Here is a 22,221-nt window from a genome sequence, read left to right as displayed (position 1 = left end):
GGCGCCGCTACGCAGCGCGCAGGCGCGCCCCTACATTGCGGTCCCCCACGAGTTCCACATGGAGTCCGTCATGAGCGTCCTGTTCCAGCCTTTCGCGCAACGTTCGCTGACCCTGCGCAATCGCCTCGTCGTCTCGCCCATGTGCCAGTACAGCGCGCGCGACGGCCTGCCCGGCGACTGGCATCTGGTGCACCTGGGCAGCCGCGCGGTGGGGGGCGCGGGCGCGGTGGTGGCGGAGGCCACGGCGGTGTCGCCCGAAGGCCGTATCTCGCCCGAGGACACCGGGCTGTGGAACGATGCCCAGGCGGAGGCGTGGGCGCGCATCGCCGCGTTCGTGCGCGCCAACGGCGCGGTCCCCGCGGTGCAGCTGGCGCACGCCGGGCGCAAGGCCAGCACCTACGCGCCCTGGCTCGGGCGCGGCGCGGTGCCGCCGGGCGAGGGCGGCTGGACGGTGGTGGCGCCGTCGGCCCTGGCGTACGACGACCTCCATCCGCGGCCGCAGGCCCTCGACGAGGCCGGCATCGCCAAGGTCGTCGACGATTTCCGCCAGGCCGCGCGGCGCGCGCTGGCGGCCGGCTTCGAGATCGCCGAGGTGCACGCCGCGCACGGCTACCTGCTGCACCAGTTCCTGTCGCCGCTGTCCAACCGGCGCGAGGACCGCTACGGCGGCGATTTCGACGGGCGCGCGCGCTTGCTGCTGGAGGTCGTGGCCGCGGTGCGCGAGGTGTGGCCCGACCGGCTGCCGCTGTGGGTGCGGCTGTCGGCCACCGACTGGGTGGAAGGCGGCTGGGACGTGGACCAGAGCGTGGAACTCGCGCGCCGGCTGGCGCCGTTGGGCGTGGACCTGATCGACGTCTCCAGCGGCGGCCTGGATCCGGCGCAGCGGATCGAGGTCGGGCCGGGCTACCAGGTGCCGTTCGCGCGGCGCGTCCGCGCCGAGGCCGGCATCGCCACCGGCGCGGTCGGGCTGATCGAGACCGCGCAGCAGGCCGAGGCCGTGGTGGCCGCGGGCGACGCCGACCTGGTGCTGGCCGGCCGCGCGTTCCTGCGCGATCCGTACTTCGCCGCGCATGCGGCGCAGGCGCTCGGCGTCGAGCCGCCGACGCCGCCGCAGTACCTGCGCGGCTGGTGAGGGCGGCCGACGCGGATCAGCCGCAGGAGCGCGCCCGCGCGCGTCTACGCCCGCAGCGCGTTGCGGGCGACCTGCAGCCATTCGCGCTGGGCGCGGCGGTAGTGCGCGGGCGCCAGGTCGGCGCGGCGTAGCGCCTCGCGGAACTGGGCCTCGGCGCGCTCGCGCTCGCCCATGCGCTCGAGCATCTGCCCGTAGCGCACGCGCGCTTCCTCGCCCGGGTAGCCTTGCACCAGCGCCTCGTACTCCTCCACGGCCGCGGCGTGGTCGCCGCAGGCCTCGACCGCGCGCGCGTAGAGCAGGTGGCCCTCCGCGGAACGGAAGTCGGGGTTGGCGGCGATCAGCGCGTTCAGGATCTCGCGGGTGCGCTCGGGCCGGCCGAGCCCGAACTGCGCCTGCGCGCGGCCGAGCATCAGCGTCGGGTCGGTGGCGTACAGGCCGCTCAGCGCCTTGTCGTACAGCGCGTCGGCCTGCGCGTAGTCGCCGTCGTGCAGCGCCTGTTCGGCCAGCCGGCGGCGGTTGTCCTGGGTGTCGGCGATCTCGAGTTGGCGCTCGGCGCGGCGGCGGTGCCGGCCGGGGTCGATGGCGTCGCGGGCGTTGCGCGCGATGCGGTTGGCGCCGGGCGAATGGCGCATGTCCGGCAGCACCGCGGCGACCAGGTAGATCAGCACGCCGATGTAGGAGCCGATCAGCAGGATGAAGATCCAGTACAGCGGCCGGCCGGTGCGCACCACGTGCACCGCGCAGCCGATCTGCAGCAGCACCGACAGGACGATCAGCGGATGCATGGCATGTTCCTCGGAACGGGGTCTCAGCGGCCTTCGTAGGCGCCGTAGCCGCGCAGGCGCTGGTAGCGGCGTTCCAGCAGTTCCGGGATCGGCAGCGCCTGCAGCGCGTCGAGCTCGTTGAGCAGCACCGACTTCAGCCGGATCGCGGTCTGCCGCGGGTTGCGGTGGGCGCCGCCGATCGGCTCGCGCACCACCTTGTCGACCAGTCCCAGGGCGTGCAGGCGGCGCGCGGTGAGGCCGAGCTGCTCGGCGGCGTCCTTGGCCTTGCCGGCGTCCTTCCACAGGATCGAGGCGCAGCCTTCCGGCGAGATCACCGAATAGGTGCTGTATTCCAGCATCAGCGTGCGGTCGCCGACGCCGATCGCCAGCGCGCCGCCGGAGCCGCCTTCGCCGATGACGGTGCACACGATCGGCGTCTTCAGCTCGGCCATCTCCATCAGGTTGCGCGCGATCGCCTCCGATTGCCCGCGCTCCTCGGCGCCGATGCCGGGATAGGCGCCGGGGGTGTCGATGAAGGTGAGCAGCGGCAGGCCGAAGCGCTCGGCCATCTTCATCAGCCGCAGCGCCTTGCGGTAGCCCTCCGGGCGCGGCATGCCGAAGTTGCGGCGCACCTTGGACTTGGTGTCGCGGCCCTTCTGGTGGCCGACGATCATCACGCTGCGCCCGCCGATGCGGCCCAGGCCGCCGACGATGGCCGGATCGTCGGCGTAGGCGCGGTCGCCGGCCAGTTCCTGGAACTCGTCGCAGAGGATGCGGACGTAGTCGGCGGTGTAGGGCCGCGCCGGGTGGCGGGCCAGCTGCGAGACCTGCCAAGGCGAGAGGTCGCGGAAGATCTGCGCGGTGCGCTTGCGCAGCTTCTCCTGCAGCGCGTGGACCTCGTTGTCCACGTCCACCGCCGGCCCCGCGCTGGCCTGGCGCAGTTCCTGGATCTTCGCTTCGAGATCGGCGATGGGTTGTTCGAAATCGAGGTAGTTCGGATTCATCGGCGGATGCGGCCGGGTAAAGCGGTGCAGTCTAGCGCGAAGCGGCGCGGCGGGCCGTGCGTGGCGGTACGGGCCGCGGCCCGGAATCCTAGGCGCTGGCCCAGGGGCGCGACAGCGAGAGCTTCACCTCGACGCCGGGCTGGGCGCGCAGCGCGCCGATCAGGTCGGCCTCCACGCGCACGCTGCGGGTGCCGTTCAGATCCAGCGTCCCGGCGGCGCCGGCGGGCACCACCAGGTCGTAGCGCAGCGGGGTCTGGCCGGGGCGGTGGCCGTCGAGCAGGCGCTCCACCCGCTGCAGCAGGCCCGGCACGCGCAGGTCCAGGCGCAGGGCCAGCCGCTTGGCGATCTGCGGGCACAGCTGCTGGTAGTCCCAGGCGCGGCGCGCGCGCAGCGCGAAGCCGCCGCTGAATTCGTCCTCGCGCAGCCCGCCCTCCACGATCAGGATCCGGTCGCGGGTCAGCAGCGGCGCGAACTCCTGCCAGGCCTCGGCGAAGAACGCGCACTCCAGGCGGCCGCGGCCGTCCTCCAGCTGCACGAAGGCCTGGGCGTCGCCGCGCTTGCGCATGCCGACCACCAGCCCGGCGACGATCGCCGGCACTTCCGGGCGCCAGCCGCCGCGCCCGGAGTCCGGGCGCGCGGCCCACACCGCGTCGAGCTGGCCGAGATCGTGGCCGAGCAGCGCCTGCAGTTCCTGCCGGTAGGGATCGATCGGATGGCCGCTGAGGAAATGCCCCAGCGTCTCGCGCTCGCCGGCCAGCACCTGCGCCAGCGGCCATTCCTCGGTCTCGGGCAGCTCGATGTGGATCGGCGCGGATTCCGAGGGGCCGCCGAACAGCGACACCTGCCCGGCGTCGCGCTCGCGCGCGAGCTGCTCGCAGGCCTTGAGCACCTCCGGCAGCTGCAGCATCAGCGAGGCGCGGTTCTTGCCCAGCGCGTCGAGCGCGCCGGCCTGGATCAGCGCCTCCAGGGTGCGGCGGTTGAGGCGCGCGGTCTCGCAGCGACGGCAGAAGTCCAGCAGGTCGACGAACGGGCCGCCGCGCTCGCGCTCGGCGGCGATCGCCTCGCAGGCGCCGCGGCCCACGCCCTTCACCGCGCCGAGGCCGTAGCGGATGGTGCCGCGCCGCGGCGCGCCGTCGGGGCCGGGCTCGGGGGCCTTGGCCTCGAACATGTAGGCCGAGGCGTTGACGTCGGGCGGCAGCACGTCCAGGCCCAGGGCGCGCGCCTCGTCGAGGAAGCCGACCACCTTCTCGGTGCTGTCCATGTCCGAGGACAGCACCGCGGCCATGAACTCGGCCGGGTAGTGCACCTTCAGCCACGCGGTCTGGTAGGCGACCAGCGAGTAGGCCGCGGCGTGCGACTTGTTGAAGCCGTAGCCGGCGAACTTCTCCAGCAGGTCGAAGATCGGGCCGGACACGTTCGGCTCGATGCCGTGGGTCTCGCGGGCGCCGGCCTCGAACTTGGCCCGCTCCTTGGCCATCTCCTCGACCTTCTTCTTGCCCATCGCCCGGCGCAGCAGGTCGGCGCCGCCCAGCGAGTAGCCGGCCAGGACCTGCGCGGTCTGCATGACCTGCTCCTGGTAGACCACCACGCCGTAGGTCGGCGCGAGCACGGGCTCCAGGAGCGGGTGCGGATACACCACCTCGGCGCGGCCGTGCTTGCGCTCGATGAAGTCCGGGATCAGGTCCATCGGGCCCGGCCGGAACAGCGAGTTCAACGCGATGAGATCCTCGAAGCGGTCCGGCTTGGCGCGCTTGAGCAGCTCGCGCATGCCGCGCGATTCGAACTGGAACACCGCCACCGTATCGCCGCGCGCGAACAGCGCGTAGGTCGCCGGGTCGTCGAGCGGGATCGCGGAGATGTCGAGGGGCGCGGAGGCCAGGGGCCAGGGGCCGGGGGCCGGGGAGGGAGGCGCATGGCCCTGGTCTCTGGCCTCCGGACCCTGGTCTCTGTTCCTGTTGATCGCCTTCACCGCCCAGTCGATGATGGTCAGCGTGCGCAGGCCGAGGAAGTCGAACTTCACCAGGCCGACGGCCTCGACGTCGTCCTTGTCGAACTGGGTGACCGGGTTCTTGCCGCGTCCGTCCTGGTCGTGTTCGGCGAACAGCGGGCAGAAGTCGGACAGCGGCGAGGGCGCGATGACCACGCCGCCGGCGTGCTTGCCGGCGTTGCGGGTCAGGTCCTCGAGCTGCAGCGCCAGGTCGATGAGGTCGCGGACCTCGTCCTCCTCCTGGTAGCGTTGGATCAGCTCGCCCGAGCGCCAGGCCTCGTCGCTGCGCGATTTCTCGGTGCGGCCCAGCGCGTCGGACAGCGAGATGCCCAGCACGTTGGGCACCAGCTTGGCGATGCCGTCGACCATGCCGTAGGGGTAGCCGAGCACGCGGCCGACGTCGCGCACCACCGCCTTCGCGGCCATGGTGCCGTAGGTGATGATCTGGCTGACCCGGTCGCGGCCGTACTTCGCGGCGACGTAGTCGATGACCTCGTCGCGCCGGTCCATGCAGAAGTCGATGTCGAAGTCCGGCATCGACACGCGCTCGGGATTGAGGAAGCGCTCGAACAGCAGGTCGTAGGGCAGCGGATCGAGGTCGGTGATCTTCAGCGCCCAGGCCACCAGCGAGCCGGCGCCGGAGCCGCGGCCCGGCCCGACCGGGATGTCGTGTTCCTTGGCCCAGCGGATGAAGTCGGACACGATCAGGAAGTAGCCCGGGAACCCCATCTTGACGATGACGTCGAGCTCGGTGTCCAGGCGCTCGAAATAGCTCTCGCGGGTGTGCCCCGGGGCCAGCGGGTACTTCGCCAGCCGCTCCTCCAGGCCCGCGCGCGCCTCGCGGCGGATCCAGCTGTCCAGGGTGTGGTCGTCGGGCACCGGGAACTGCGGCAGGTGGTAGGTGCCCAGGCTCAGTTCCATGTTGCAGCGCTGCGCCAGCGCCACGGTGTTGTCGAGCGCGTCGGGGACGTCGGCGAACAGCTCCGCCATTTCCTCGCTGGACTTCAGGTACTGCTCGCGGCTGTAGTCGCGCGGCCGCTTCGGATCGTCGAGCACGCGGCCGGAGGCGATGCACACGCGCGCCTCGTGCGCCTCGAAGCCGTCGGCGTCGAGGAAGCGCACGTCGTTGCTGGCCACCACCGGGATGCCGCGCACGGAGGCGGCGTGCAGGGCGAAGTCGTTGAACGCGTCCTCGCCGTCGCGGCCGGTGCGGGTGAGTTCCAGGTGCAGGCGGTCGTCGAAGGCGCGCTGCCAGTCGGCCAGCCAGTGCAAGGCGATCTCGTGCTTGCCGGCCGCGGCCAGGCGCCCGGCCTCGGTGTGGCGGCCGAGCAGCGCGAACAGGTCGCCGGAGGCCGCCTGCACCCACTCCGGGCGCACCACCACGCCGTCGTTGCGGTGGCCTTCCATCCAGGCGCGCGTGAGCAGGCGCGAGAGATTGAGGTAGCCCTGGCGGTTGCGGCACAGCAGGGTGACCGGCCAGGCCGGCTCGTCGCCGGCGGCGACCATCACGTCGGCGCCGGCGATCGGCTTGAGGCCGGCGCTCTCGGCCTTGCGGTAGAAGCCCACCAGCGCGAACAGGTTGTTGCGGTCGGTGACCGCGAGCGCCGGCTGGTTCAGTGCAGCGCAACGCGCGACCAGCTGCGGGATGCGGATCGTCGAGTCGGCGAGCGAGAACTCGCTGTGCAGGTGAAGATGAACGAAGCGGCTGGACATCGGACGGGCATCGCGTCAGCCGGCAGGGTAGGGCCGGGGGGCGGGGCGGACAAGACTTGACAGCCGGCGGTAGGCGGCCAGGCCCCCGACCGCGCCGGTGGTCGCGTATCGCGTCAGGCGAAGGCGGGCGTGGCGAACAGGTCGGTGCAGGTGGCGGCTGGCGCCAGCGCCTCGCGCACGGGCGCGAAGCTGCGCCGGTGCGCCGGGCAGGGCCCGTGCTCGCGCAGGGCCGCCAGGTGCATGGGCGTGGAGTAGCCCTTGTGGGCGTCGAAGCCGTAGACGGGGTGGTGCGCATGCAGGTCGACCATGGCGCGGTCGCGGGCGACCTTGGCCAGGATCGACGCGGCCATGATCGCCCGGTCGCGGGCATCGCCGCCGACCCAGGCCTCGGCGCGGCAGGGCAGCGCGCGCGGCAGGTGGTTGCCGTCCACGCGCGCCGTGCAGCGCGTGCGGTCGAGCGAGGCGGTGGCCGCTTCCAGCGCCTGGCGCATGCCCTGCATCGTCGCCTGGAAGATGTTGAGGCGATCGATCTCGTCGGCGTCCACGAACACGATGCTGTAGGCCAGCGCGCGATCGACGATGCGCGCATACAGCGTCTCGCGGCGCCGCGGCGTCAGCCGCTTGGAGTCGTCGAGGCCGTTGATGCGCGGGCGCGCGGGATCGAACACCACCGCCGCCACCACCACCGGTCCCGCCAGCGGGCCGCGGCCGGCCTCGTCGACGCCTGCGATCCACTCGCTCACGGGGCGGCTCGGCGGAGGTCGGGGGCGCGAAGCATGCGCGCAGGGTAGCGGCGGGGAGCGGGGGCGGCAAGGCGGCCGCCGATGGACTTGGGCCGTATCGACATTCAGCGCGCAAAGGCGATCCGTTCCCCGCTTGCGGGGGGGCATGCTGTTTTTTCCCTCCCCCGCAAGCGGGGAGCACTCCGTTTTTTTCCTTCCCCCGCAAGAGAAGGGGCGACATGAGCCCGCTCGCGGGAGAAGGAACAGCATCGCTCCGCTTGCGGGAGAAGGGACAAAATGGTCCCGCTTGCGGGAAAAAAGGATGACATGCCGCCGCATGGCGGGAGGGGAAACTTCGACGCTGCAAGCCGAATGTCGATTCGGCCTAGCGTCGCACGATCAGCGTCTCGACCACGTCGGCGGCGCGCGCGGAGGCGTCGCGGCGCAGGGTGCGGTGGATCTCGGCGAAGCGCGGCTCCAGCGCGGCGGCGGCGGCGGGATCCTGCAGGTAGCCGAGCACGGCGGCGGCGAGCCGCTCCGGGGTGCAGTCCTCCTGCACCAGTTCCGGCACCAGGCGCGTTCCGGCGAGCACGTTGGGCAGCGAGTAGGTGTCCACCTTGAGCAGGCCGAGCGCGCGCACGATGGCGGCGGTGGCGCGCGAGACCCGGTAGCCGACCACCATCGGACGCTTCGCCAGCAGGCCCTCGAGGGTGGCGGTGCCGGAGGCGATCAGCACTGCGTCTGCGGCGGTCATCGCCTCGCGCGCGCGGCCGTCGAGGATCTGCAGCGCTTCGCCGCGCAGCGGCGAGTCGGCGGCCAGCGCCTCCAGCGCCTGCCGGCAGGCCGGGTTGGCCGCCGGCACCACCACGCGCAGGCCCGGCACGGCCGCGGCGACCCGGGCGGCGGCGTCGAGGAAGACCTGGCCCAGGCGCTCGATCTCGCCCAGGCGCGAGCCGGGCAGCACCGCCAGCACCTGCGCCGGCCGCGGCAGGCCGAGGCGCTGCCGCGCGCCGCGACGGTCGGGTTGCAGCGGCATTTCGTCGGCCATGGGGTGGCCGACGAAGCGGGCATCGACGCCATAGTCGGCGTAGATGGGCGGCTCCATCGGGAACAGGCACAGCACGCGGTCGGCGCTGCGGCCGATGCGCGCGGCGCGACCGCGCCGCCAGGCCCACACCGAGGGGCTCACGTAGTGCACCGTGCGCAGGCCGCGCTGCTTGAGGCGGCGTTCCAGGCCGAGGTTGAAGTCCGGCGCGTCGATGCCGATGAACACGTCCGGCCGCCAGGCCAGCAGCCGTTGCTGCAGGCGCGTGCGCAGCTTCAGCAATCGCGGCAGGTGGGCCAGCACCTCGGCCAGCCCCATCACCGCGAGCTCGGAGGCGTCGTGCCAGGTGTCCACGCCGGCGCGGCGCATGGCGTCGCCGCCGACGCCGACGAAGACCGCCTGCGGGAAGCGCTGGCGCAGCGCGTGGACCAGGCCGGCGCCGAGCTGGTCGCCCGAGGCCTCGCCGGCCACCAGCGCGAAGCGCGGCGCCTGCCCCGCCGGTGCGGGGAGCGGGATGTCGGGAAGGGTCGGGGCCGGGGCCGTCGTGGTCTGCGTGGCGCTGTTCACGTTCGGGCGGAGTCCGCGGCCGGGACGTTCATCTTAGCAAGGGGCGCCGGGCGGTCTCGACGAATTCCAGCAGGGCGCGGACGTCGTCGCTGCCGGCGGCAAGCTCCGCCAGCTTGGCGCGCGCCTCCTCCAGCGGCGCGCCGGAGACGTACAGCGCGCGGTAGGCGCGCTTGATCGCGGCCAGGCGCTCGGCATCGAAGCCGCGGCGCTTGAGGCCTTCGCTGTTGATGCCGCGCGGGCGGCCGTAGCCGTCCTGGGCCACGGTCACGAAGGGCGGCACGTCGCCGTTGACGAAGGCGCCCATGCCGACGAAGGCGTGCATGCCGATCCGGCAGAACTGGTGGATGCCGGCGAAGCCGCTGAGGATCACGTGGTCGCCGATCTCGACGTGGCCGGCGAGGGTGGCGTTGTTGGAGAACACGCAGTGGCTGCCGACGATGCAGTCGTGGGCGACGTGGACGTAGGCCAGCAGCCAGTTGTCGTCGCCGATGCGGGTGGTGCCGCCGCCGTCGCCGGTGCCGCGGTTGACGGTCACGAACTCGCGCACCACGTTGCGATCGCCGATCGTCAGGTCCACGCGCTCGCCGCGGAATTTCTTGTCCTGGGGCTCGCCGCCGATCGCGGCGTGGCCGTGGAAGCGGTTGTCGCGGCCGATCCGCGCCGGGCCCTGGATGCTGCAGTGGGGGCCGATGCGGGTGCCGTCGCCGATCTCGACCTCCGGCCCGATCAGGCTGAAGGCGCCGACCTCCACGCCTTCGCCCAGCCGCGCGCCGGGATCGACGACGGCGGTGGGGTGGATGCGCGTCGCGGCGGCCATGTCAGGCCGCCCGCGCGCACAGGATCTCGGCGCAGGCCACCTCCCGCCCGTCGACGCGCGCCACGCCGCCGTACAGGGTCATGTTGCGGATCTCGCGGCGCACGCCGACCTCCAGCTCCAGGCGGTCGCCGGGCAGCACCATGCGCGAGAACTTGGCCTTGTCGATCTTGACCAGGTAGGACAGCTCGCCGCAATGGTCGGCGCCCAGGTCGAGGTGGGTGAGGATGCCGCCGGCCTGCGCCAGCGCCTCGAGCACCAGCACGCCGGGCATCACCGGGCGGCCGGGGAAGTGGCCCTGGAAGAACTGCTCGTTGCCGCTGACGCTCTTGTGGCAGACCACGCGGGCGCGCGGTTCGTAGGCGACCACGCGGTCGATCAGCAGGAACGGGTAGCGATGCGGCAACAGCTTGAGCACGCCGTCGTGCTCGATCGGCAGTTTGAAATCCCCAGTGGTCATGCTTGTCCTTCTCGTGCTTTCTCCAGCGCGCCCACGCGCCGCGCGAGCGCGTCGAGCTGCCGCAGGCGCACGGCGTTGCGACGCCACTCGCGGGTGGCCATCGCCGGAATGCCCGACGAGTATTCGCCGGGCTCGTCGATCGAAGCCGAGACCATGGACATCGCGTGCACCAGCACGCGGTCGCAGATCTCGAGGTGGCCGGAAATGCCGACCTTGCCCGCGATCATGCAGTAGCGGCCGATGCGGGTGCTGCCGGCCACGCCCACGCAGCCGGCCATCGCCGTGTGCGCGCCGACGTGGACGTTGTGGGCGATCTGGATCAGGTTGTCCAGGCGCACGCCGTCCTCGAGCACGGTGTCGTCGAGCGCGCCGCGATCGACGGTGGTGTTGGCGCCGATCTCGACGTCGTCGCCGCAGACCACGCCGCCGAGCTGCGGCACCTTGATCCAGCGTCCGTCCTCCATCGCCAGGCCGAAGCCCTCCGCGCCGAGCACGGCGCCGGGCTGGATCTGCACCCGCTTGCCCAGGCGCACGCGGCGGTCCAGCGTCACCCGCGCGACCAGCACGCAGCCGACGTCCAGATGGCAGTCCTCGCCGATCGTGCAGCCCGGGCCGATGCTGCAGCCCGCGGCCACCGTGCTGCGCGGGCCGACGTAGACGTGCGGGCCGATCGCCGCGCCTGGATCGATGCGCGCGCTCGGATCGACCACCGCGCTGGGATGGATGCCCGGCGCATGCGCGAGGCGAGGCTCGTACAGCGCGGCGATCTTCGCGTAGGCGACGTAAGGGTCCTTGGCCAGCAGCACGGTGCCGGCATGGCCCTCGGCGTCGGCCTCGCGCAGCACCACCACGCCCGCGGCGCTGGCGGCCAGTTGCGGGCGCAGGCGCGGGTTGGACAGGAACGACAGCTCGTCGGCGCCGGCGCGCCCGAGCGGGGCGACGCCGCGCACGACGACGCCGCCGTCGCCGCGCAGCGCCAGGCCGAAGCGTTCCGCCAGCTCGGCGGCGGTATGCGAGGACGATGCCACGGTCGGCCGGTCGGGGCGCGTCAGAACGCGCCGCCGAAGGTGAACTGCAGGCGCTCGACCTCGTCGCCGCGGCGGATCAGGTCGCCGGAACCGCCGAACACGTCGTCCTGCTTCTCGATCGGATACGCGTAGCTGATCGAGATCGGGCCCACCGGCGCGCGCCACATCAGCGCCACGCCCGCCGAGATGCGCAGGTCGCGCGCCTCGAAGGCGTCGAGGTCGCTGTAGACGTTTCCGAAGTCGACGAAGGCGGAAATGCGCGCGGCCGGCGAGTCGAGCAGGGTCGGGAAGTACATCTCCAGCGAGCCGACGGTCTTCAGCGCGCCGCCCAGCGGCTGCAGGTAGCTGCTGTTGCCGGCGGCCTCGCGCGGACCCAGGGTGTTGTCGCGGAAGCCGCGCACCGAGCGCGTGCCGCCGGCGTAGAAGTTCTCGAAGAACGGCAGGCCCGATGCGGTGATCGTGCGCACGTAATCGGGCGAGCTCGGATCGCAGGGGTCGGACGGATCCGCGCCCGGCACCCAGATCGGCGGCGTCTCGGGATCGTTGTCGTGATCCACCTGGACGGGATTGTTGAAGCAGACGTTGCGGGTGACGTCGTCGCCGTAGCTGTCGCCGTAGCCGATCTCGGCGCGGGTGTTGAGCACGAAGGCGCGGCTGATCGGCCAGTACTTGGAGAACTCGTAGTTGATCTTGTAGAACTCGGCGGTCGAGCCGGGCAGGGCGATTTCCGCCGAGACCCGCTGGTAGGTGCCGCGGGTGGGCTGCAGGTAGTCGTTGCGGGTGTCGCGCGCCCAGCCCACCTCGGTGCGCCAGGAATGGAAGGTGCGGGTGTTGAAGGCGTCGACGTAGTCGACGATCGAGTCCGGGGTGTAGTCGCGACGGGTGAAGATTTCGTTGCTGTCGATGCCGAACAGCACCGAGATGCTGTCGTTCTCGGTGATCGGCACGCCGAAGAAGGCCTGGCCGGCGGCGCTGGTCGAGGAATACTGCGCGGTGTTGAACTCGGAGTTGTCGAACTCGCGCCACCACAGGTTGTAGCCCAGCGAGACGCCGTCGTCGGTGAAGTACGGGTTGAGGTAGGAGAACGCGTAGCGCTGCAGGTAGACGTTGCGGCTGGCCTCGATCGAGACGCGGTTGCCGCTGCCGAGGAAGTTGTTCTGCGACAGCTGCACCGAGGTGGTCACGCCGGAGAGCTGCGAATAGCCCAGGCCGAAGACGAAGCTGCCCGAGGTGGTCTCCTTGACGTCGAACACCACGTCCACCTCGTCCTGGCTGCCGGGGACCGGCTGCGTCTCGACGTTGACGCTGCCCGATTCGAAGAAGCCCAGCCGCTGCAGGCGCACCTTGGAGCGGTCGATCGCCGCCTGCGAGTACCACGCGCCCTCGAACTGGCGCATCTCGCGGCGCAGGACCTCGTCGGAGGTGCGGGTGTTGCCCTTGAACACGATCCGGCGCACGTTGACGCGCGGGCCCGGCACCACCTGCAGGTTGATCGCGACGGTACGCTTCTCGCGGTCGACCTCGGGGATCGGGTTCACCTGCGCGAAGGCGTAGCCGATGTTGCTCAGCGTGGCCACGATGGAGTCGGACGTCAGCTCGAGCAGGGCGCGCGAGAAGGTCTGGCCCTCGCGGACGAACAGCCGCTCCTCGATCTGCTCCTTGGGCAGGATGGTGTCGCCGCTGACCTCGACCGAGGAGACGGTGTAGATCTCGCCCTCGGTGATGCCGGCGGTGATGTACATGTCGCGCTTGTCGGGGCTGATCGAGACCTGGGTGCTGTCCACGGCGAAATCGACGTAGCCGCGGTCGAGGTAGAAGTTGTTGAGCTTCTCCAGGTCGCCCGACAGCTTCTCGCGCGAGTACTGGTCGTCGCGGCGGTACCAGCTCAGCCAGTTGCTCTCGCCCGACTCCCAGGAATCGGTGATCTCCTCCTGGTCGTAGGTCTCGTTGCCGATCAGGTTGATGTGGCGGATCTTGGCCGCCTTGCCCTCGTCGATGGCGATGGTGACGTCGACGCGGTTGCGGTCGAGCTGCGAGACGGTCGGGGTGATGCTGACGTTGTACTTGCCGCGGTTGTTGTACTGGCGGGTCAGCTCCTGGGTGACGCGGTCCAGCGCGAGGCGGTCGAAGGTGTCGCCCTCGGACAGGCCGATGTCGGCCAGGCCGCGCTGCAGGTCCTCGGTCTTGATGTCCTTGTTGCCGGTCAGGGTGAGGCGGTTGATCGCCGGGCGCTCGGTCACCGTCACCACCAGGATGTCGCCCTGGCGGCCGACCCGCACGTCCTCGAAGAAGCCGGTGCGGTACAGCGCGCGGATCGCCTCGCCGATGCGCGCCTGGTCCACGGTGTCGCCGCGCTCGATCGGCAGGTAGGTGAACACGGTGCCGGCGCCGATGCGCTGCAGGCCGTCGACGCGGATGTCGGACACTGCGAACGTGCTGGCTGCGGGTTGCGCGGCGGGGACGGCCGGCGCCGTCTGGGCCCAGGCGGGCGCGGCGATGGCCGCGGTGAGGGCGAGGGCGAGCAGGCGGCGGCTGGGAATACGCGTCATCTAGTACGTCCGTTGGGGGGGCGCGCCGCGGCGGGCCGCGGGCGAGATTCGGGCTGTCAGCGTTGCAGCATCGGCAGGGACAGGATGTCGTTGTGGAACGCCAGCCCCATGAGGCAGGCCAGCAGAAACAGGCCGACGTACTGGCCGGCGGCCATGGCCCGTTCGCTGAGCGGGCTGCCCTTGACCAACTCGATAAGGTAATACATCAGGTGTCCGCCATCCAACAGCGGGATCGGCAGCAGGTTGATCACCGCCAGGCTCAGCGACAGCAGCGCGAGGATGGTCAGGTACCAGGCCGCGCCCTGCTGGGCGTAGGCATTGGTGGCGCGGGCGATGGTGATCGGGCCGGCGACGGTGTTCTCCAGCGCGATGCGGCCGGTGAACGCGCGCCCGATCATGCCGAACAGCTGCCCGGTGAGGTGGCCGGTTTCGCGCAGCGCCGCCGGGACCGCTTCCAGCGGGCCGTAGCGCTGCACCGCGTCGCGCGCCGGCGGCTCGCCGCGGGCCGATTCGATCCCCAGCCCCCAGTATTCGCGCCCGCCGGCGTCCTTCAGGGCGCGCGGCGCGACCTCCAGCGCCAGCCGCTGGCCGTCGCGCTCGACCTCGACCATGCCGGCGCCGCCGCGCTCGCCCAGCGCGCGCACCAGCGGGGCGATCTCCTCGAAACTGCTCACCGGCGTGCCGTCGACCGCGGTGATGCGGTCGTCCTCGGCCAGGATGCCCCAGGCCGGGGAATCGGGCAGCACCCGGCCGATCACCGCGGGGACGAGCTGGTGGCGCGGTACCAGGCCGATCGCCGGCAGCAGCGCCCGATCGTCGAGATCGGCGCCGAGCGCGGACAGCGGCAGCCGGCGCTCGACCTCGCGGCCGCCGGCATCGACGATGCGCAGGTCCACGTCGCGGCGGTCCAGGGCCGCCGGCAGCAGCGCCAGCTGCACCTCGTTCCAGGTCGGGGTCTCGCGCTCGCCGACGGCGAGGATGCGGTCGCCGCGCTGCAGGCCGGCCTCCGCCGCGACCGCGCGCACCTGGCCGATCACCGGCTGGTAGTCGGCGCGACCGATGACGAACATCGCCCACAGCAGCGCCACGCACAGCAGCAGGTTGGCGGCCGGCCCGGCGGCGACGATCGCCATGCGCGCGCCCACCGGCTTGCGGTTGAAGGCCTGGGAGGCGGCCTCGGCCGGTACCGGCGCCTCGCGCTCGTCGAGCATCTTCACGTAGCCGCCGAGCGGGATCGCGGCGATCGCGAACTCGGTGCCGTCGCGGTTGCGGCGCGACCACAGCGGCTTGCCGAAGCCGATCGAGAAGCGCAGCACCTTGACGCCGGCGCGGCGCGCCACCCAGTAGTGGCCGAACTCGTGGAAGGTGACCAGCAGGCCGAGGCTGACGATCAGCCACCACACCGAACCGAGGACGTTACTCATGTAAGCGGCTCATCGCGAGGCTCATGCGGCGGCGTGGCGGGACAGGGCGAGGGTGGCGTGGCGGCGCGCCTGCGCGTCCACCTCGCGCACGGCCTCCAGCGAACCGGCATCGGTCGCGGGCAGCGTCGCGAGCGTGGACTCGACGATGGCGGGAATGCCCAGGAAACCGATCCGGCCCTGAAGGAAGGCTGAAACCGCAACCTCGTTGGCGGCGTTGAGCGCCGCCGGGGCGGTCCCGCCGGCCTCCAGCGCCTGCCGCGCCAGGCGCAGGCAGGCGAACGCCTCCAGGTCCGGCGGCTCGAAGTCCAGCCGCCCGTGTTCGACCAGGTCCAGCGGCGCGACCCCGGAGGCGATCCGCTCCGGCCAGGCGAAGCCCAGCGCCAGCGCGGTGCGCATGTCCGGCAGGCCCAACTGGGCCAGGGTCGAGCCGTCCACGTACTCGACCAGGGCGTGGACCAGGCTCTGCGGGTGCACCACCACGCCGATGCGTTCGTTGCCCAGCCCGAACAGGTGGTGGGCCTCGATGACCTCCAGGCCCTTGTTCATCAGGGTCGCGGAATCGACCGAGATCTTCGGGCCCATCGACCACTTGGGATGGGCGATGGCCTGTTCCGGCGTGATCGCGGCCATCTGCTCGCGCCGGCGGCCGCGGAACGGCCCGCCCGAGGCGGTCAGCACCAGCCGCCGCACGCCGTCGGCCACGCGGCCGCCGGGCAGGCACTGGAACAGGGCGTTGTGCTCGCTGTCGATGGGCAGGATGCGGGCGCCGCCGCGCGCGGCCTCGGCCATCAGCAGGGCCCCGGCCATCACCAGGGATTCCTTGTTGGCCAGCAGCAGGCGCTTGCCGGCGCGCGCCGCGGCCAGGGTCGAGGCGAGCCCGGCCGCGCCGACGATCGCCGCGACCACGGTGTCGCAGTCCTCGCCGCCGGCCAGCGCGCACAGCGCTTCGTCGCCGGCGTGGGCGCGGGTGGGCAGGCCGGCGTCGCGCAGGCCGGCCGCCAGCGCGGCGTAGCCGGCGGGGTCCGCGATCACGGCGTGATCGGGGCGGTGGATGCGGCACAGCGCCAGCAGCGCGTCCACGCGGCTGCCCGCGGCGAGCACGCTGGCGCGCAGCCGGTCGGGGTGGCGGGCGACGACGTCCAGCGCCGAGCCGCCGATCGAGCCGGTCGCGCCGAGAACCGCCACGCGCTGCGCCGCCATCGTCAGAAGCCCAGCCAGATCTGCCCGATGGCGAACACGGGCAGCGCCGCCAGCACGCCGTCGACGCGATCGAGCAGGCCGCCATGGCCGGGGATCAGGTGCCCGGAGTCCTTGGCGCCGGCGTGACGCTTGAGCAGGCTCTCGAACAAGTCGCCGACGACCGAGAACAGCACCGAGACCAGCGCCACCAGGCCGACGCCGCCCATCAGCGCGGCCGGGGTGCCCAGCAGCAGGCCGCCGGCCACCGCCACCGCCACGCCGGCGACCACGCCGCCGACCAGGCCTTCGACCGTCTTGTTGGGGCTGATCCGGGGCGCCAGCTTGCGGCGGCCGAAGCGGCGGCCGGCGAAATAGGCGCCGGAGTCGGCGGCCCACACGGTCATCAGCGCCACCAGCAGCCAGCCGTGGCCGTTCGGCTCGCCGGCGTGGATCAGGCTCAGCGCCGCCCAGGCCGGCAGCACCGCCGCGGTGCCCGCGGCGAGCTTGAACACGCGCGCGCGACCGGCGCGATCGGCGCCGAAGCCGGCGCGGCGCAGCCACAGCATGGCCAGCAGCCACCAGCCGATGCCGGCCACGCACAGCAGCTTGAGCAGCACCAGCGACCCGGCCGGGTCGCCGGAGGACCCCCACACCACGGCCACCATCAGCAGCAGGTTGGCCAGCAGCAGCACGCCGCGCGCCAGCGGATCGTCGATCTCGGCCAGGCGGAACCACTCCCACAGCGCGCCGAGGAACATGATCGCGGCCAGCGCCGCCATCCACGGCGTGGGCAGCAGCAGGACCGCGGCGATGGCCAGCGGGGCCATGACCAGGGAAGCGAGGACGCGGGTTCGGGTCATGGGCTGGGATTATCCGTGTCGGTCGCGGCGGCGGTGCCCGGCGCCGCGACCTGGGCGCTGGTCAGCCCGAAGCGCCGCTCGCGGGCGGCGTAGTCGGCCAGGGCGCGGTCGAGGGTGGCGGCGTCCAGTTCGGGCCACAGGGTATCCGTGAACCACAGTTCGGTATAGGCCAGTTGCCAGAGCAGGAAGTTGCTGATGCGCAGGTCGCCGCCGGTGCGGATGAACAGGTCCGGCGGCGGCAGGTCGGCCAGCGCGACGCGGGCGCCCACGGCCGCCTCGTCGATCTCCTCGGGCCGCAGGCGGCCGGCGGCGACGTCCTCGGCCAGCGCGCGCGCGGCCGCGGCGATGTCCTGGCGGCCGCCGTAGCTGGCGGCGACGTTCAGGTGCAGCCGGCCGTGGCGGCGCGTGCGCGCCTCGGCCGCGTCCATGCGCGCGCGCAGCGCCGGGGCGAAGCGTTCGCGCTCGCCGATGAAGCGCACCCGCACTTCGCGCCGGTCGAGTTCCTCGACCTCGCGTTCCAGCGCGCCCATGAACAGCTTCATCAACGCGCCCACCTCGTCCTCGGGCCGGCCCCAGTTCTCGCTGGAGAACGCGAACAGGGTCAGCGCGCCGATGCCGCGCTCCAGGCACCAGTCGATGCACAGGTTGACCGCGCGCGCGCCGGCGCGGTGGCCGATCGCGCGCGGGCGCTTGCGGCGCGCGGCCCAGCGGCCGTTGCCGTCCATGATGACCGCCACGTGCTTCGGCACCTGGCCGGGACTCGGGATTCGGGGGGCTGGATCCGCAACGGTGGGCTCCCGCGAATCGGTGGCGTCAGTCAATGGCGTGGCCTCGCTGGCTCGGGCGTCTGGCCGATCTCGAATCCCCGGAAGACCGGAAATCCCCGATTCCGGCCTTCAGACCGCCATCAGTTCCTGTTCCTTGGCCTTGACCACCTCGTCGACGTCCTTGATCGCCTGGTCGGTGAGCTTCTGGATCTCTTCCTCGGTGCGGCGCTCTTCGTCCTCGCCGATCAGCTTGTCCTTCAGCAGCTCCTTGACCTGCTGGTTGGCGTCGCGGCGGATGTTGCGGATCGCGACCTTGGCGCCTTCGCCTTCCTGGTGGACGTGCTTGGACAGCTCCCGGCGGCGTTCCTCGGTGAGCGCGGGCAGGTTGATGCGGATGGTGGTGCCGGCGGTGTTCGGGGTCAGGCCGAGGTCGGAGGCCAGGATCGCCTTCTCCACCGCGGAGACCATCTGCTTCTCCCAGGGGGTGATGGTCAGCGTGCGGGCGTCGCTCACGGCGACGCTGGCGACCTGCGACAGCGGCATGTCCGAGCCGTAGTAGTTGACCTTGAGGTGTTCCACCAGCGCGGTCGAGGCGCGGCCGGTGCGCACCTTGGTGAGGTCGTGGCGCAGCGCCTCGACGCTCTTGGCCATGCGGGTCTGGGCGTCTTTCTTGATGTCGTTGAGCATCGCCGGCTCCGGTTGGGGCGGATAACCGCGGGAGTATAAAGGCAGGAGCGGGCCCGGGGAGGGGCCAGGGGCCAGCGGGCGCGACGCTAGCGCCGGCTTCCGCCCCTGGGGCCCTGGCCGCTGCCGTGGACCAGGGTGCCGATCGGCTCGCCGCGCAGGATGCGCAGCAGCACGCCGGGCTGGCCCATGTCGAACACGCGCAGCGGCAGGTCGCTGTCGCGGGCGAGCGCGAAGGCCGCGGTGTCCATCACTTCCAGGCCGCGGGCGATGACCTCGTCGTAGCCGAGGCTGTCGAAGCGCACCGCGTCAGGGTGCTTCTTCGGGTCCTTGTCGTACACGCCGTCGACCTTGGTCGCCTTGAGCAACAGGTCGGCGCCGATCTCGATCGCGCGCAGCGCGGCGCCGGAATCAGTGGTGAAGAACGGGCTGCCGACGCCGGCGGCGAAGATCACCAGGCGACCCTTCTCCAGGTGCCGGATCGCGCGGCGACGGATGTAGTCCTCGCAGACGTCGTTGATCTTGATCGCGCTCATCACCCGCGCCTTGGCGCCGAGCTTCTCCAGCGCGTCCTGCATCGCCAGCGCGTTGATGACGGTGGCCAGCATGCCCATCTGGTCGCCGGTGACCCGGTCCATGCCGCTGGCCGCGAGCCCGGCGCCGCGGAAGATGTTGCCGCCGCCGATGACCAGCGCGACCTCCGCGCCGGCCTGCTGCGCCTCGATCACCTCGCGCGCGAGGCGGGTGATGACCTTGGGGTCGATGCCGTAGTCCTCGTCCCCCATCAGCGCCTCGCCGGACAGTTTGAGCAGGATGCGGCGATAGGCGAGGGTGGACATGCGGGCCTCAGATGTCGTGAACCCGGGAATTCTATCCGATCGCCGGTGGCCCCGGCGCGCCCGCGTGGTCGCGTGCGCGCATGGCGACCTGGTTGCGTCCCTCGCGCTTGGCGCCGTACAGCGCCTCGTCGGCGGCCTGCAGCATCGCGCGCGCATCGGGAAAGCGCGCCTCCTCGCCGTGCGTGGCCAGCCCGGCGGAGAAGGTGACGTGGATCGGCTCGCCGTCGACGATGGCCATCGGCTGCGCGGCAACGGTGGCCAGGATGCGCTCCAGGATCTGCCGGCCGCGTTCGGCCCCGCACCGGTGCAGCACCACCAGGAACTCCTCGCCGCCGTAGCGGGCCAGCAGGTCGCGCGCGCGCAGCATCCGCGACAGCGCCTGGCTGAATTCCCGCAGCACCTTGTCGCCGATCAGGTGCCCGTGGCGGTCGTTGATGCGCTTGAAGTCGTCCAGGTCGACGAAGGCGATCGACAGCGGCTGGCCCGCGCGGTCGGCCTCGTCGAACGCCTGCTGCAGCACGTCCTCGAGCTGGCGGCGGTTGTAGGCGCCGGTCAGCGGATCGCGCCGGACCAGTTCGTCGAGCTCGCGCGCGCGCGCCTCCAGGCGATCGGCCTCGCGCCGCGCGACCGCCAGCTCCTGCCGCTCCAGCAACTGGCGAATCATCGCCAGCTCGCGGCCCTGGTGCTCGATCTGCCGGGCCTGTTCCTCGCGCTCGATGCGCACGTCGAACAGCGTCGCGACCTCCGGCGCCAGCGCCGCCAGGCGCGCGGACAGCTCCTCCAGCGCCAGCGGCGCCAGGCCCAGGCACGGGCCGGCGATCGCGTCGAGCTGCGCGCGGGCGTGGGCGTCGTCCGGGCGCAGCCAGAGATCGGCGAGCAGGCCGGCGGCGACCACGCAGCCCAGCGTGGGGTCGCGCGTCTCCACCGTTTCGCTGCTGCGGATCATGCGCTGCAGGTAGGCCGACAGGCCCCAGCGCGCGGCCAGCCACGCGCCGACCTCGGTATGGTCGCCGCCGAGATGATCGCGCTCGGCCTGCAGCCGCTCGCGGCCCTGCAGCGGCACGTCCGGCAACCGGGCATAGCGCTCAGGCATGGCGTTGAGCAGCGCCAGGATGCCGATGTCCTGCAGCAGCGCGCCCAGCATCAGTTCCTCCGGGCGCTCGAACTGCAGGCGCTCGCACAGTGCGCGCGCGGCGGTGGCGGCGAGCACGCTGCGCTGCCAGACGCGTTCGTGCAGGCCCGCCAGGGTGCGGTCGGCCTGCATCGTGCGCGCCACGACGAAACCGAGCGCGAGGCTGAGGGCGGCGTTGAGCCCGAGCAGCGCCAGCGCCTGCGACAGGGTGTCCACCCGGCGCCGGGTGGCGCTGGCGTAGAGCGGGGAATTGGCGATGCGCAGCAGCCGCGCGCTGAGCGCGGGGTCGAGCGCGATCGCCTCGGCGGTGGCCGCCAGATCGGTGCCGGGGTCCTCGGCCAGTTCCAGCAGGCGCAGCGCCACGCCGGGCAGCGTCGGCAGCGTCCGGCAGTGGGCGAGGAGAGAGACGAGATCGGGGTGCATCGCAACCTGCGGGGTCGGCGGCCTCGCGGAAGTTATCGGCCGTCGCGCGCGCGACTGAAGACCGCCGGCGGCGCCGTCGCCCCGGTTTTCCGACCGTCGCGACCCGGCCGCCGCGCGAATCGGCCCGGCCGCGGACACGCGTTCGGGCCGAGCGGGCGCCGCAAAAAGAGAGGGCCGCGGCATGCCGCGGCCCTCCGGGTCGTTGCGGGCGAAGGATCAGGCCAGGCCGGCCTGCTTCATCACTTCCGCCGCGTAGTCCTCGACCACCTTCTCGATGCCCTCGCCGACGGCCAGGCGCTGGAAGCCCACGACCTCGGCGCCGGCGGCCTTGAGCGTCTGCTCCACGCTCTGGTTGGTGTCGAGCACGTAGGGCTGGCCGTACAGGGTGACCTCGTTGACGATCTTGGCCAGCTTGCCGCCGATGATCTTCTCGAGGATCTCGGCCGGCTTGGCCTTGTCCTTCTCCGACATCTTCGCCAGCTCGATTTCCTTTTCCTTGGCGATGAAGTCGGCCGGCACGTCGGCGGCGGTGTTGTAGGGCGGGTTCATCGCGGCCACGTGCATGGCGATGCCGCGCGCCAGCTCGGCGTCGCCGCCCTTGACCTCGACCAGCACGCCGATGCGGCCGCCGTGCACGTAGGCGGCGACGTTGTGGGCGCTTTCGATGCGGGCGACGCGGCGCACCTGCACGTTCTCGCCGACCTTGGCGATCAGCGCGGCACGGGCTTCCTCCACCGTCTCGCCGGAGGCCAGCTTGGCGGCCTTCAGCGCCTCGACGTCGGTGCCGCCGGCGGCCAGCGCGGCTTCGGCCACGGCGTCGGTGAAGGCGACGAAGTTGCCGTCCTTCGCCACGAAGTCGGTCTCGGAGTTGACCTCGACCAGCACGGCCTTGCCCTCGGCCTGGGCGGTGGCGATGCGGCCCTCGGCGGCGACGCGGCTGGCCTTCTTGTCGGCCTTGGCCAGGCCGGACTTGCGCAGCGCCTCGGCGGCGGCGTCGATGTCGCCGTTGGCCTCGGTGAGCGCCTTCTTGCACTCCATCATGCCGGCGCCGGTGCGCTCGCGCAGTTCCTTGACCAGGCTTGCGGTGATTTCCATGGGATACCTCGGGATGCGTGGAACTTGAACAGC

18 protein-coding genes are annotated in these 22,221 nt (G+C 72.1%); 1 reads left to right on the top strand and 17 read right to left on the bottom strand.

Annotated elements, in window-relative coordinates; all coding sequences use genetic code 11:
* Positions 1-70: 70 nt before the first annotated feature.
* Positions 71-1,132, top strand: coding sequence for an NADH:flavin oxidoreductase/NADH oxidase (locus tag Z164_RS0110725; protein ID WP_024890697.1), 1,062 nt, complete (start codon positions 71-73; stop codon positions 1,130-1,132).
* Between the two features lie 44 nt (positions 1,133-1,176).
* Here Z164_RS0110725 and Z164_RS0110720 read toward each other — a convergent pair whose 3' ends face one another.
* The 17 genes from Z164_RS0110720 to tsf all read right to left on the bottom strand — a co-directional run bounded on the left by Z164_RS0110720 (position 1,177) and on the right by tsf (position 22,188).
* Positions 1,177-1,917, bottom strand: coding sequence for a tetratricopeptide repeat protein (locus Z164_RS0110720; RefSeq protein WP_024890696.1), 741 nt, complete (start codon positions 1,915-1,917; stop codon positions 1,177-1,179).
* Positions 1,918-1,940: 23 nt separating this feature from the next.
* Entirely contained in the window at positions 1,941-2,900 is a 960-nt protein-coding gene (locus Z164_RS0110715; RefSeq protein WP_024890695.1) for an acetyl-CoA carboxylase carboxyltransferase subunit alpha, read from the bottom strand.
* Positions 2,901-2,988: 88 nt separating this feature from the next.
* Complete coding sequence (gene dnaE / locus Z164_RS0110710) at positions 2,989-6,600, bottom strand: DNA polymerase III subunit alpha (RefSeq protein ID WP_024890694.1); 3,612 nt, start codon at positions 6,598-6,600, stop codon at positions 2,989-2,991.
* A gap of 113 nt (positions 6,601-6,713) precedes the next feature.
* Complete coding sequence (locus Z164_RS0110705) at positions 6,714-7,343, bottom strand: ribonuclease HII (protein WP_024890693.1); 630 nt, start codon at positions 7,341-7,343, stop codon at positions 6,714-6,716.
* Between the two features lie 364 nt (positions 7,344-7,707).
* Positions 7,708-8,934 (bottom strand): lipid-A-disaccharide synthase, encoded by a 1,227-nt coding sequence (gene lpxB, locus Z164_RS20380; RefSeq protein WP_081770149.1) that lies wholly within the window; start codon positions 8,932-8,934, stop codon positions 7,708-7,710.
* A 28-nt stretch (positions 8,935-8,962) separates the two neighbouring features.
* A complete protein-coding gene (gene lpxA / locus Z164_RS0110695) occupies positions 8,963-9,751 on the bottom strand; it encodes an acyl-ACP--UDP-N-acetylglucosamine O-acyltransferase (protein WP_024890692.1) in 789 nt (262 codons plus the stop codon).
* 1 nt (position 9,752) lies between these two features.
* Positions 9,753-10,208 (bottom strand): 3-hydroxyacyl-ACP dehydratase FabZ, encoded by a 456-nt coding sequence (gene fabZ, locus Z164_RS0110690; protein WP_024890691.1) that lies wholly within the window; start codon positions 10,206-10,208, stop codon positions 9,753-9,755.
* Entirely contained in the window at positions 10,205-11,236 is a 1,032-nt protein-coding gene (gene lpxD / locus Z164_RS0110685) for a UDP-3-O-(3-hydroxymyristoyl)glucosamine N-acyltransferase (RefSeq protein ID WP_024890690.1), read from the bottom strand. The genes fabZ and lpxD overlap by 4 nt, the downstream gene beginning before the upstream one ends.
* Before the next feature lie 20 nt (positions 11,237-11,256).
* Positions 11,257-13,785, bottom strand: a complete 2,529-nt coding sequence (bamA, locus tag Z164_RS0110680; RefSeq protein ID WP_024890689.1) for an outer membrane protein assembly factor BamA — start codon at positions 13,783-13,785, stop codon at positions 11,257-11,259.
* Positions 13,786-13,841: 56 nt separating this feature from the next.
* Entirely contained in the window at positions 13,842-15,209 is a 1,368-nt protein-coding gene (gene rseP, locus Z164_RS0110675) for an RIP metalloprotease RseP (protein WP_024890688.1), read from the bottom strand.
* 21 nt (positions 15,210-15,230) lie between these two features.
* The gene (locus tag Z164_RS0110670; protein ID WP_043689765.1) at positions 15,231-16,409 is read right to left on the bottom strand and encodes a 1-deoxy-D-xylulose-5-phosphate reductoisomerase; all 1,179 of its coding nucleotides are present in this window, start codon (positions 16,407-16,409) and stop codon (positions 15,231-15,233) included.
* A 2-nt stretch (positions 16,410-16,411) separates the two neighbouring features.
* Entirely contained in the window at positions 16,412-17,248 is an 837-nt protein-coding gene (locus tag Z164_RS0110665) for a phosphatidate cytidylyltransferase (protein ID WP_024890686.1), read from the bottom strand.
* Complete coding sequence (gene uppS, locus Z164_RS0110660) at positions 17,245-17,997, bottom strand: polyprenyl diphosphate synthase (protein WP_024890685.1); 753 nt, start codon at positions 17,995-17,997, stop codon at positions 17,245-17,247. The genes Z164_RS0110665 and uppS overlap by 4 nt, the downstream gene beginning before the upstream one ends.
* Before the next feature lie 147 nt (positions 17,998-18,144).
* The gene (gene frr / locus Z164_RS0110655; RefSeq protein ID WP_024890684.1) at positions 18,145-18,702 is read right to left on the bottom strand and encodes a ribosome recycling factor; all 558 of its coding nucleotides are present in this window, start codon (positions 18,700-18,702) and stop codon (positions 18,145-18,147) included.
* Between the two features lie 86 nt (positions 18,703-18,788).
* A complete protein-coding gene (gene pyrH, locus Z164_RS0110650; protein WP_024890683.1) occupies positions 18,789-19,538 on the bottom strand; it encodes a UMP kinase in 750 nt (249 codons plus the stop codon).
* 31 nt (positions 19,539-19,569) lie between these two features.
* Complete coding sequence (locus Z164_RS0110645) at positions 19,570-21,093, bottom strand: GGDEF domain-containing protein (protein WP_024890682.1); 1,524 nt, start codon at positions 21,091-21,093, stop codon at positions 19,570-19,572.
* A 216-nt stretch (positions 21,094-21,309) separates the two neighbouring features.
* Positions 21,310-22,188 carry a translation elongation factor Ts gene (gene tsf, locus Z164_RS0110640; RefSeq protein WP_024890681.1) on the bottom strand — a complete coding sequence of 293 codons (879 nt, stop codon included), beginning with the start codon at positions 22,186-22,188 and terminating at the stop codon, positions 21,310-21,312.
* Between the last annotated feature and the right edge of the window lie 33 nt (positions 22,189-22,221).

Origin of the sequence: Luteimonas huabeiensis HB2 (assembly GCF_000559025.1) — a bacterium.
Lineage (GTDB): Bacteria > Pseudomonadota > Gammaproteobacteria > Xanthomonadales > Xanthomonadaceae > Luteimonas > Luteimonas huabeiensis.
This window is presented reverse-complemented; position numbering and strand designations above follow the sequence as displayed.